The following is an 11768-nucleotide window of genomic DNA, read 5'->3' on the forward strand; positions in this document are numbered from 1 at the left end:
CACCGCGGGAGTGATCAGTGCGGGCGGGAACGCGGATCGCCGACCGGTACGAGCTGACCGAGCCGATCGGCAGCGGCGGCATGGGCCAAGTCTGGGCCGGCTACGACGAGCGGCTCGACCGGCCCGTCGCGGTCAAGTTCCTCAAGCCCGGGCTGGCCGACGAAGCCGACCGGCACGACGTCGCCGAGCGGTTCCGGCGCGAGGCCCGCATCACCGCACGGCTCGATCACCCCGGCGTGCCCACCGTGCACGACGCCGGGGTGGTCGGCGACGACCTGTACATCGTCATGCAGCTGGTTTCAGGCACTCTGTTCGCCGACCTGATCGCCGAGAACGGACCGCTTCCGGTCCCGTGGGTGGCGGCAATCGGTGCGCAGATCTGCTCGGTGCTGGCCGCAGCACACGCCGCGTCGCTCGTCCACCGTGACTTGAAGCCCACAAACCTCATCCTCGGCACGACCGGCCTGGTCAAGGTGCTCGACTTCGGGGTCGCGGCGATACTCGACACGGACCTGCCCAAGCTCACGATCACCGGCGATCCCATCGGCACGCCGGTGTACATGGCTCCCGAGCAGGCCCTCGGAAGTTCGTCGGTCGGCCCACGGGCCGATCTGTACGCCCTCGGCTGCGTCCTCTACGAGTTGCTCGCCGGCCGACCGCCGTACGCGGCCGACACCGCGCTCGGCCTGCTCCACCAGCACCTGGAGGCCGAGGTCCCGCACGTAGCCGATGCCCGGGCCGACGTGCCCGCGAAACTCGACGACCTGATCGTCGCGTTGCTCGCCAAGGATCCCTCGGACCGGCCGGAATCGGCCGCCGCCGTGTACCGGCATCTCTTGGCCTGGGCTGCCGACGACGTACTCGACTCGGTCACCGCCCCGCCCGAGCACAGCGCCGCCGACCCCACGTCGCCCCATCGGTTTCCGTTGGGACCGCTTCCCCGCGACACGGTCGCGCGCACCCGCCCCGCGGCGACGGCGGCGGCACCCACGAGCGTGCCCAGCGCCGAGGACGTGCAGGTCGTCCGTGATCGAGCGCTGGCTCTGGCCGACGAGGAACGGTTCGGGCAGGCCGCGGACGCGCTGCAGTCGATGCTCCGCCGGGCCGCCCCGGTCTACGGGTCGCGGTCACCCCAGATCCTGGAAGCTCGCCTGGACTACGCCGGCATTCTCTTGCTGGCCGGCGATTTCCGCACGGCCATCCTGGTGTTCGAACAACTCGTCGACGACCTGACGGCACGGTACGGGCCGGACCACGAAGCGGTCCGGGCCTGCCGGCTGCAGATCGCCACCTGCCAGGCCGAACTCGGTGAGGCCACCGAGGCGCTCCGTAGCCTGCGCGCCCTCCTGGACCACTCGCCGGGTGCGGAGGGCTTCCCCCTCCGCCTGCAGATCGCGGTGATCACGGCTGGGCTCGGGCAGGTCGACGACGCGCTGCAGCAGCTCGATGGCCTCGTGAGCGACATGCGATCGACGCCGGGGGCGCCCCCGGACGATCTCGACGACGTCACGGCACTTCGCGAACATCTGCGCCTTCTCCGGGAGGGCGGTTGACCGCCTGGAACCACGGTGGATGAGACGGTCGACCGGCACAGGGGCCGCCGGACGCTGGTGCGATCCGTCTCCCCGGACACAGCGCGACCCAGCGACCGTCGGCCCCACCCCTCCGCGGCCGGTCGACCGTGAGCAAGAGCTTGCCAATTCCACTCGCGACGGACTCCCGTGCCGACCCCGAACCCGCACCCGTGGCCCCACCACTCCCGAGTTGGGGGTAGGCCCTCTGTACTCGCACGTGGGCGGGGGATAAGCATCGTGGCATGTATGCGGAGCGCGTCTCGCTGACCCGTCCCGCTCGGGCTTCGCTGCCCGAGCGGGTCCGGTTGGCGACCACGGTGGTCGCGGTCGTGGTGGCCGCCGCCACGATCTCGACCGCGCTCCAATGGCCGGTCTGGCGGGTGAACCCGCTGCTCGCGACCGTGGACACGCTGCTGGCCGTCGCGTTGGCCGCGGTCACCCCCCTGCTGCGCGAGACCGGCCTCGGCCGGCCGCGGCGGATCGTTCCGTGGGCGTTCGGCCTGGCCGGCATCTGCCGGGCCGGAACCTGGGTCTGGCTCTGGGGCGATCAGGTCCCGCGGATCGTCGGCTATCTGTTCGACTCCGCGTTCTGGATCTCGATGACCGTCGCCCTGTTGTTCTGGACGCACCAGGTCAACCGCTGGGAACGCCGCTACCTGATCTTCCTCACCGTCACGCTGGTGATCGGTGACGTCGCGATGGCGGCGAGCGGCGGTGCGTCCTGGGCGCGGGCCTACTCGAACATCGACGGCCTGCTCTGCCTGGCCTGCTTCCTGACGCTCGTCGCCCGGCGGCTGGGCCGGGCCCGCGGGCTGGAACGCCGTGCGCTGCGCACCGCGCAACTCCCGGCCGTCGTCACCGGCGGCACCGTGCTGATCACCTGGGTGCTGGCCGACTCGTTCACCCGGCAGGGCCTGCTCTCGGTGCAGGCCGTGGTCAGTGGGGCGCTGCTGGTGCTGCCGATCACGGTCGTGGCCGCGACGGCCCGGCTGGCGGCCGAGCGGGCCGAGGTCGCCGACTCGGTCACCAGCATGTCCTGGCCGGTCAGCCCGCAGCGGCTGCGCTCGGCGCTGCGCCGGGCGCTGCGCGACCCGTCGATCGAGCTCGGCTACTGGGTCGAAGGGCTGCGCCGCTACGTCGACGCCGACGGCAAGGAGCTCGAAGCCCCCATCGACGATCGCTACTCGGTCGTCTGCCAGGACGGCCGCACCCTCGACCCGGAGTTCGATCACCTGCCCGACGTCGACGACGACGAGCAACCCGTCGCGCTACTCGTGGGCAGCCCTCACCACCGTCACCGCACGGACCTGGTCGCGGCCGCCGTCCGCGCGGCCGGACCGGCGCTCGCGCTGGCCGGCCTGCAGGTCGGCCTCCGGGCCGAGAGACAGGACCTGACCGCGGCCCACCGCCAGGTGGAGGAGTCGCGGTGGGCCGAGCGAAGACGCTTGGAGCAGAACCTGCACGACGGCGCGCAGCACCGGCTGGCGGCCCTGACCATGAGGCTCGGGGCCGCCAGCGCGACGGTTCCGCTGGATTCCCGGACCCAGGACCTGGTCGGGGAGATCCAGGACGAGATCCGCGAGGTGCTGCGCGAACTGCGTGAGCTCGCCGACGGCATCCACCCGACGACCCTGACCGAGGCCGGCCTCGGGCCGGCGTTGGAGGCCGTCGCCGACCGCTTCCCGGTACCGGTCACGATCATCGCGCCCGCACGCCGCTTCACTCCGGTGGTAGAAGCTGTGGCGTACTACTCCACAACCGAGGTGCTGACGATCGTGACGCGACAGTTGCACGCCGCCGAGATCCGGGTCGAGGTGACCGCGCCGGGCGGTGACCTCTGGGTCCGGGCCAGCGGGGTGGGCGCCCGCGCCGAGGCCGGCGAGCGCTACTTCGCCCCGCTCGCCAGCGGCCTGCGGGCCATCGGCGGAGAACTCTTCATCCCTTCAGAGAACGGAACCGACTACACCGTGGCCGCGAGAATTCCATGCGAGTAGCCGTCGCCGACGACGCGGCGCTGTTCCGGGACGGTCTGGTCCTGCTGCTCTCGGCGGCCGGCGTCGAGGTGGCCGCGCAGGCCGCCGACGGTGACGAACTGTTCGAGCAGATCAAGACCGACCTGCCCGACGTCGTCATCCTGGACATCCGGATGCCCCCGAAGCCCGACGGCGGGCTCGCCACCGCGGAACGGTTACGCGAGGCCTATCCCGACCTGGGCATCCTGATGCTCTCGCACTACACCGAGACGCCGTACCTGATGAAGCTGCTCGAGATCGGCTCGCGCGGGGTCGGGTACCGGCTCAAGGAACGGGTCGCCGACGTGGCCACCCTGCAGGACACGCTGACCCGCATCGCCGCCGGGGACACCGTGATCGAGCCCGAGGTCGTCGAGCGGCTGCTCGAGCAGCGCCGCAAACGCGCCACCAGCCCGGGCATCGCCCAGCTCACCGAGCGCGAGAAGGACGTGCTGCGGCACATGGCCGAGGGCCGCTCCAACGGCGGCATCGCCGAGGTGCTGGTGCTCAACACGAAGACCGTCGAGAAACACATCGCGAGCATCTTCGCCAAGCTCGGCCTGCCCGCCAGCGAGACCAACCACCACCGCCGGGTCTCCGCCGTGCTGGCCTACCTCCGCGCCCGCCAGGACGGCGCCGAGAACCTGTGAGGACGCCCAGCGAACCTGTGCGCGGCACCGAGCCGGACGCAAGGCGGGCACAAGCGAACACGGCACACAGCTCCTAGCCCTAGGGTGACCTCGTGGTCACGGAGTTCGGCGGAGCGGGCGAGCGTCAGCGCGCCCGCTGGTACCCCGCTCCGGACCGGTACCCGCGGCAGTGGGCCGCGCTGGCGGCGATCGTCGCGGCGCTGGCCGCGGCGGCGGCCGGGTGGCCGCACTGGCACGTCCACACGCTCGCGGCGACGATCACCCTGCTGGAGTGCGCGACCACCGCGGCGGCCGGCGTGCTGCTGGCCACCGGGCGCGGCACGCGTCCGACCGGGCTGTGCCTGCTGGTGGCGTCGTTCTGCTGGGCGCTGACCTGGCTGGCCGCGTGGAACGCCGGACCCGGTCCGCTGATCGCGGTGTTCGCGCAGTCGCTCTTCTTCACGACCGGCGCGATCGGGATCCTGTACTACCCCGACGGTCGCCTGCACGGGCGCCCCGAGCGCTGGTGGGCCACCGGGGGCGCGATCACGCTGATCGGTGGCCAGGCCCTGCTCTGCCTGGCGACCCCGCCGACGCTCTACGGCTTCGCCGGCGACGTCTTCTGGCCCCGCCTGTGGCACTCCGGCCGGTCCGAGACGATCGTGCTGATCGCGGTCACCGTGGTGTCGGTCGGGGCGGCCGCGAGCTTCGCCGGGGTGATCTGGTGGCGGCAGCGCCGGCTGCACGGCGTCGAGCGCGCGTTGACGCTTCCGGTGCTCGCGCTGGTCGCGTTCGTCGGGTTGCTGTCGGCGTTCGTGCAGACCGGGGCGATCACCGGCCTCGACCGGCAGCTCGACACGTACCTGCTGCAGGGAACGCTGGCGTTGTCGGTACCGCTGGCGCTGCTCGCGGTCGGGCTGCGGCGCCGCTGGGCCGAGGTCGCGGTCGCCGATCAGCTGCTGCAGCTCACCCGTCCCCCGTCGGCGGTGCGGGTGCGTGACGCGTTCCGCACGGTCCTGCGTGACCCGACGCTCGACGTGTGGTTCTGGGTGCCCCGCCAGGGCCAGCACGTCGATCACACGGGCCGGGTGGTCACGCTGCCGGCTGCCGACGACAGCGGGCCGGCCGCCGACAACGGGCGCTGGCGCCTGCCGGTGGTCACCGAGCACGGCGCGCCACTGGCGATCGTGGACACCGACCCGGCGCTGCGCCGGCACGAGGGGCTGGTGACCTCCGCGCTGCTCGCCGGGCGCCGGGCGCTGGAGAACGCGCAGCTGCAGACCGAGGTGCAGGCCCGCATCGAGCAGGTGCGTGCCGCGCAGATGCGGCTGCTGCAGGCCGAGGCCAGCGAGCGGCAGCGGATGGAGCGCGACCTGCACGACGGCGCCCAGCAGCGGCTGGTGGCGCTGGCGATGCGGCTGGCCGCGGTGGAGGGTACGGTGGTCGAGCCCGAGGCCCGGCGCGCGCTGCGCGAGGCCAGGGACGCCGCGACGCAGGCCCTCGGTGAGCTGCGTGCCTTCGCCCGGGGCATCCACCCCGGCCAGCTGACCGAGGAAGGCTTATCGGCCGCGCTGGAGAGCCTGGCCGAGCGCCTGGACCTCGCGGTGGAGCTGCGGGTCGACGACGTCCGCCCGTCGCCGGGGCTCGAGCGGGCGCTGTACCTCACGCTGGCCGAGGCGCTGACGAACGCGGCCACCCGGGCGTCCCGGGTGGTGGTGCGCGTCCACCAGGCCGACGGCCGGCTCGTCGGCGAGATCGCCGCCGACGTCGGCTGGCACGAGGGCGGGCTGGACGGCATCCGCGACCGTGCCCGCGCGCTGGGTGGCGAGGTCGAGGCGGCCGGTACGACGTTGCGTGTGCGTCTCCCGCTCGACTGAGTACACACCGTTAGAGGGACGTGGCTGTCCCCCACACTTCCGTCACTTCCTTGATACTGAGGGCCATCAGAAGACATTTGGGTCACCTGTAAACGATGGTGGAGGAATGGTGTCAGCCCCCGCACAGAACACCGAGCCAGACACAACCGCCCGTGTCCGGCACGCCGACCGCCTGATCGAGCAGGCGATGGAGGAGCACGATCCGCACCTGCTCGACGAGGCGGTCGTGCTGCTGCGCGGAGTCGCCGCCGAGCTCGCTCCCGACGACCCGAACCGGCTCGCTCCGCTGTGGAGCCTGAAGTCCGCGCTGCAGGTGCGGTTCGGCGTCTACGCCCACCCGGCGGATCTCGACGACGCGGTCGCGCTGCTCCGCGAGCTGCTCGCGGGCACGCCGGCGCAGCACCCGGCCATCGTCGACGCCCGCGCCGACCTGGCCGACACGCTGCTCGGTCGCTACCGCGAGGCCGGTCAGGACAACGACCTCGCCGAGGCGCTCGCCCTCTACGAGGGCGGCATCCCCGACCTCCCGGCCGACCATCCGGCCCGCCCGGGGTTCCTCGCCGGTTACGCCGACGCCCTGCTGGCGCGGGCCGAGGCCGAGCAGGACGCCCAGGCGCTGGACGAGGCGATCCGCGCCGCCGGTACGGCCGTGGACTCGATGGCCACCGGCGACCACCGGACCCCGCAGGCGCTCTGCACGCTCGGGCTGGCGCTCCGGCTGCGCTTCCGGGTCCGGGGCCGCACCGCGGACGCCGACGCGGCGGTCACGACGTTGCGCCAGTGCGCCGAGATCGCCGACGACGCCGACCCGAACCGGCCCGGGTACTTCGCCAACCTGGGGCTCGCGCTGGCCGACCGGCACGCGTTCGGCGGCGACGAGGAGGACCTCGGCCAGGCCATCGACGCGCTGCGCCGGGCGGTCAGCGGCCTGCCGCCGGAGAGCCCGGAGCAGCACGAGGCGGCGTGGTGCCTGGCCGCCGTGCTCAAGGAGCGGTGGGACTCCGACGGGGAGCCCACCGATCTGGACGAGGCCATCGCCAACGCCCGCTCGTCGATCGTCAGCGGGCCGAGCGGCCACCCCGGGCTGGCCGTGCGGCGGTGGCAGCTCGGCGACGCGCTGTTCGAGCGCTTCGAGCTGCACGAGCGTCGCGAGGACCTGGACGAGGCGGTCACGACGCTGCGTCAGGCGTCGGTGTCGGCGCAGCGCACCGGCACGCCGGAGCCCGCGGCTGTGAACATGCGGCTGGGCACGGTGCTCGCCGAGCGGTACGAGCGCTACGGCGCCGAGGCCGACATCGGGGAGGCGCTGGAGCTGGGCCAGGCCGCGGTGGCCGCCACCGCGGACGACCACCCGGAGCTGCCGTCCCGGGTGGCGTCGCTGGGGTACCTGCTGCAGACGAGCAGCCACCGGGCGGGACGGGACGCGGACCTCGACGAGGCCGTGGAGCTCCTCCGCGAGGCCCTGCGCGCCCCGCTGCGCTCCCCCGCGATCGTCGGCGCGCCGGCCGACGCGCCCGCGCAGCCCGACGCCGAGGCGACCCCTGACGCGGCCCCCGACACGGCCGAGGCCCCGGACGCGGGTGGCCGGGGCGAGGAGAGCGAGGCCGACGAGCAGGAGGGGCGCAACGCGGTCACGTTCCGGCTCGGGCTCGCGCTCAGCGAGCGGTTCGGCCGCCGGGGCGCGCTGGCCGACCTGGACTCCGCGATCAACGCGTACCGCACGCTCCGCGACTCCACCGAGCCCGGGCACCCGCTGCACGCGCTGGCCGCGACCACGCTCGCCCAGCTCGAGAGCGTGCGGGCCGAGGAGGCCTGACCGGCACCGGATCGGGCCCGTCCAGCGATGGATGGGCCCGATTCGTACTCCGGGCTTACACGTCCGTTACGCGCGAAACGGGCAGTTGTTCCCGATGAGACACCAGGGAAATAGGCCGCGACTGTACTCGTAGCCATGCGCTTAGTACCGGACACGCTGGACGGTCGTGAGCTACCGGTCGCCGTGGTCGGCGGCGGCCAGGCCGGACTGTCGATCAGCTGGCATCTTACCCAACGCGGCATCGAGCACGTCGTGCTCGAGCGGCACACCGTCGGCCACGAGTGGCGCACCCGCCGCTGGGACTCGTTCTGCCTGGTCACCCCGAACTGGCAGTGCGACCTGCCCGGCCACCGCTACGCCGGGGGCGACCCCGACGGGTTCATGGTCCGCGACGAGATCCTCGACTACCTCTCCGCGTACGCCGCGTCGTTCCCGGTCCCGCTGCACGAGGGCGTCTCCGCGACCCGGCTGCGCGGCCGCCCCGACGGGCGCTACGACCTGACCACGTCGGCCGGCTCGCTGGTCGCCGGACAGGTCGTCGTCGCCACCGGCCCGTACCAGGTGCCGGTGACCCCGCGGCTGGCCGAGCGGCTGCCGCGCCAGGTCACCCAGCTGCACTCGTCCGCCTACCGCAACCCGGCACAGCTCCCGCCGGGCGAGGTGCTCGTCGTCGGCAGCGGTCAGTCCGGCGCGCAGATCGCCGAGGACCTCCACCTGGCCGGCCGCCGCGTGCACCTCGCGGTGGGCAGCGCGCCCCGCGTGGCCCGGTTCTACCGCGGCCGCGACGTCGTGGCCTGGCTCGAGGACATGGGCTACTACCGCCGGACGATCGCCGACTTCGCCGACGCCGACGCGGTGCGGTTCCGGGTCAACCACTACGTCACCGGCCGGGACGGCGGGCGCGACATCGACCTGCGGGCGTTCGCCCGCGACGGCATGCGCCTGCACGGCCGGCTCACCGCCGTCGACGAGGTCCTGCGGTTCGGCGACGATCTCGCCGCGAACCTGGACGGCGCCGACCGCGTGTCCGAGTCGATCAAGGACTCGATCGACGAGTACCTGGCGCGCACCGGCATCGAGGCACCGGCCGAACCCCGCTACACGCCGGTCTGGACGCCCGCCGACGCCGACTACCCGCTGCGCGAGCTGGCCCCGGACACGCTCGCGGCGGTGATCTGGAGCACCGGGTTCGGGCCCGACCACCGCTGGATCGAGGCCCCGGTGTTCAACGGCCGGGGCTACCCGGTGCACGACCGGGGCGTCACCCCGTCCCCCGGCCTGTACTTCGTCGGGCTGCCCTGGCAGTGGACGTGGGGCTCGGGCCGGTTCGGCGGGGTCGGCGCGGACGCGGCGCACGTCGTCGACCGGATCGTGCGCAAGCCGCAGACCAGCGGTGCGCACTGGCTGGCCGGGACGCCGACCGAGACGTACAACACCGACTGGGTGCCGGCGAGGAGCGCATGATCTCCGACGCGCACCGCCACCTCGGGGTCCTGCCCGCGTACCCGTTCTACGGCGGGCCGCCGGTGCACCCCGACGTCACCGCCAGGGCGACGCTCGACGAGCTGGTCGCCGATCTCGACGCCGAGGGCACCGAGCGCGCCCTGGTCATCCCGAACTACGGCGTTCCCGACCCCGCCATCGCGTTCGGCTTCAACGAGCTCTGCGTCGAGGCCTCCCAGAAGGACGACCGGATCCGCGCCGGGCTGTGGGTCTCGGCCAAGGCCGCGGATGCCGAGCGCACCGCGCAGGCGCTGGAGCTGGCCGGTGAGCCCGGGGTCCGCGCGCTCAAGCTGAGCTTCCTGCTCGGCGGCACCGTCCACGACTCGCGTCCCGGCCTCGACCTGATCTTCTCCGCGGCCCGCGAGCACGACCTCACCGTGCACGTGCACACCTCCCCCGGCGCGGCGTCCGACGTCGACGAGATCACGAACCTCGTCGAGTGGTACGGCGACACCACCCGCCTGCACCTCGTGCACTTCGGCGGCGGGATGAGCGGCCACATCAAGTTGCTCTCCGGCCGGTTCTTCGACTGGGTCACGGCCGGCAAGCAGGTCTACACCGACCTGTCCTGGGCGATCGGGTTCGCGCCGCGATGGCTCGCGGCCGAGATCGAGCGCCGCGGCGTCGGCCACGACCGGATCCTGTTCGCCAGCGACGAGCCCTGGGGCGACTTCGCCGGCGAGTACGCCCGCCTGAGAGCCGTCACCGGCGACGGCGAGCTCGGCACGCACGTCTTCACCAGCACCTTCGACACCCTCTACGGATAGGACGAACGATGACCACCGAGACGACCACCGCACTCACCGAGGCCGAGCAGAAGTCGCTCACCGAGATCCCGCACCCGTCGCTGCCCGAGGGCAGCAGCATCTACGGCGGGACGAAGGTGTTCCCGGACTACCAGGCCGAGCCGGGCCAGTCGTACTTCACGCTCGTGCACGGCATCGCCCACGAGTCGTCGGTGAGCTTCGTGGCGATCCTGCAGGCGACGCGGGCCCAACGGAAGGGCTTCGAGTCGGCGATCTACTTCTACGGGCCGGGTTCGCTGAACTGCCTGGCCACCCGCGGTTTCCCGACGACGGGCAACTCGGCGTTCCCCGGCGAGCACAACATCAACGACTCGCTGAAGACGTTCATCGCCGAGGGCGGCAAGGTGTACTGCTGCCGGTTCGGGCTGTCGCTGCACGGGGCCCGCGAGGAGGACCTGATCGAGGGCGTCATCCCGACGCACCCGCTCGACGTCCAGGACGCGCTGATCCACTACGCACGCAAGGGCGCGATCATCAACTCCACCTACATGTTCTGACATGACCCTCGGCACGAGAGTCGACGTCGCCATCCGGGGTGTCCGCCTGGACGCCCCGGTGCGACGGGGAGACGGCGCGGGCCCCAGCGACGACGGACACGTCGTGCTGGACGGAGCCGGCGCGGCGATCCCCCTGGTCCTGGACAGTCCCTACACCGCGCGCGACGGGCGCCTGCTCTACCTCGGCGAGGACACCGGTCTCTCGCTCGAACCGGTCCGCCGCCCGCGCTTCTACGACCTGGAGACCGCCGACGGCGTCCCCTACGAGAAGATCGCCCGGCTGCACGGCCGGGACGTGCTGGCGACCACCGTCGTCCAGACGTGCATCCGGTACGTCGAGGACCAGCGGTGCCGGTTCTGCACGATCGAGGAGTCGCTGCGGTCGGGCGCGACGATCGCGGCGAAGACCCCGGCGCAGCTGGCCGAGGTGGCGCAGGCCGCGGTGCGGCTGGACGGCGTCACCCAGCTGGTGCTGACCACCGGCACGACGACCGGCCCCGACCGGGGCGCGCGTAACCTCGTGCGCTGCGTGCGTGCCGTGCTCGACGCGGTGCCGGGGCTGCCGATCCAGGTCCAGATCGAACCGCCCGCCGACCTCGCGGTGCTCGGCGAGCTGAAGGACGCCGGGGCGACCGCGATCGGCATCCACGTCGAATCGCTCGACGACGACGTCCGCCGGGCGTGGATGCCCGGCAAGGGCAGCGTGCCGCTCGCCGAGTACGACGCCGCCTGGGACGAGGCCGTGCGTGTGTTCGGGCCGAACCGCGTGTCCACGTACCTGCTGGTCGGGTTGGGCGAGGATCCCGACGAGCTGGTCGCGGGGGCAGCGCGGCTGATCGAGCGGGGCGTCTACCCGTTCGTGGTGCCGTTCCGCCCGATGGCCGGGACGCTCGCCCGCCGGGACGGCGCGACCGCTCCGCCACCCTCGCTGGTGCGCGACGTCACCGCGCGCGTCGGCGCGCTCCTGCGGACGGCCGGGATGGCCGGCGCCGACCAGGGCGCCGGGTGCGCGGCCTGCGGTGCCTGCAGTGCCCTGCCCGCCGCCGGAGGCTGA

9 protein-coding genes are annotated in these 11768 nt (G+C 73.0%); all 9 read left to right on the forward strand.

What is annotated here, in order from left to right:
* Positions 1-17 precede the first annotated feature (17 nt).
* The 9 genes from CRYAR_RS32010 to CRYAR_RS32050 all read left to right on the forward strand — a co-directional run bounded on the left by CRYAR_RS32010 (position 18) and on the right by CRYAR_RS32050 (position 11768).
* A complete protein-coding gene (locus CRYAR_RS32010; RefSeq protein ID WP_035856975.1) occupies positions 18-1553 on the forward strand; it encodes a serine/threonine-protein kinase in 1536 nt (511 codons plus the stop codon).
* 263 nt (positions 1554-1816) lie between these two features.
* Positions 1817-3568: a sensor histidine kinase gene (locus tag CRYAR_RS32015; RefSeq protein WP_035856976.1), complete on the forward strand. Its 1752-nt coding sequence runs from the start codon at positions 1817-1819 to the stop codon at positions 3566-3568.
* Complete coding sequence (locus CRYAR_RS32020; protein ID WP_084701218.1) at positions 3559-4236, forward strand: response regulator transcription factor; 678 nt, start codon at positions 3559-3561, stop codon at positions 4234-4236. The genes CRYAR_RS32015 and CRYAR_RS32020 overlap by 10 nt, the downstream gene beginning before the upstream one ends.
* Before the next feature lie 92 nt (positions 4237-4328).
* Entirely contained in the window at positions 4329-6092 is a 1764-nt protein-coding gene (locus CRYAR_RS32025) for a sensor histidine kinase (protein ID WP_035856977.1), read from the forward strand.
* A gap of 187 nt (positions 6093-6279) precedes the next feature.
* Positions 6280-7908: a hypothetical protein gene (locus CRYAR_RS32030; RefSeq protein WP_169745108.1), complete on the forward strand. Its 1629-nt coding sequence runs from the start codon at positions 6280-6282 to the stop codon at positions 7906-7908.
* A gap of 135 nt (positions 7909-8043) precedes the next feature.
* The gene (locus CRYAR_RS32035) at positions 8044-9372 is read left to right on the forward strand and encodes an MSMEG_0569 family flavin-dependent oxidoreductase (protein ID WP_157018240.1); all 1329 of its coding nucleotides are present in this window, start codon (positions 8044-8046) and stop codon (positions 9370-9372) included.
* A complete protein-coding gene (locus tag CRYAR_RS32040; RefSeq protein ID WP_035856980.1) occupies positions 9369-10178 on the forward strand; it encodes an amidohydrolase family protein in 810 nt (269 codons plus the stop codon). The genes CRYAR_RS32035 and CRYAR_RS32040 overlap by 4 nt, the downstream gene beginning before the upstream one ends.
* Before the next feature lie 8 nt (positions 10179-10186).
* Complete coding sequence (locus tag CRYAR_RS32045) at positions 10187-10714, forward strand: MSMEG_0572/Sll0783 family nitrogen starvation response protein (RefSeq protein ID WP_035856981.1); 528 nt, start codon at positions 10187-10189, stop codon at positions 10712-10714.
* Between the two features lies 1 nt (position 10715).
* Positions 10716-11768, forward strand: coding sequence for an MSMEG_0568 family radical SAM protein (locus tag CRYAR_RS32050; RefSeq protein WP_035856982.1), 1053 nt, complete (start codon positions 10716-10718; stop codon positions 11766-11768).

The organism is Cryptosporangium arvum DSM 44712 (genome assembly GCF_000585375.1).
Classification (GTDB): domain Bacteria; phylum Actinomycetota; class Actinomycetes; order Mycobacteriales; family Cryptosporangiaceae; genus Cryptosporangium; species Cryptosporangium arvum.

Coding starts and splice junctions, on each gene's coding strand:
- CRYAR_RS32015 (WP_035856976.1), top strand. CDS start 1,817: ATGTATGCGGAGCGCGTCTCGCTGACCCGTCCCGCTCGGGCTTCGCTG.
- CRYAR_RS32020 (WP_084701218.1), top strand. CDS start 3,559: ATGCGAGTAGCCGTCGCCGACGACGCGGCGCTGTTCCGGGACGGTCTG.
- CRYAR_RS32035 (WP_157018240.1), top strand. CDS start 8,044: ATGCGCTTAGTACCGGACACGCTGGACGGTCGTGAGCTACCGGTCGCC.
- CRYAR_RS32045 (WP_035856981.1), top strand. CDS start 10,187: ATGACCACCGAGACGACCACCGCACTCACCGAGGCCGAGCAGAAGTCG.
- CRYAR_RS32030 (WP_169745108.1), top strand. CDS start 6,280: ATGGAGGAGCACGATCCGCACCTGCTCGACGAGGCGGTCGTGCTGCTG.
- CRYAR_RS32050 (WP_035856982.1), top strand. CDS start 10,716: ATGACCCTCGGCACGAGAGTCGACGTCGCCATCCGGGGTGTCCGCCTG.
- CRYAR_RS32040 (WP_035856980.1), top strand. CDS start 9,369: ATGATCTCCGACGCGCACCGCCACCTCGGGGTCCTGCCCGCGTACCCG.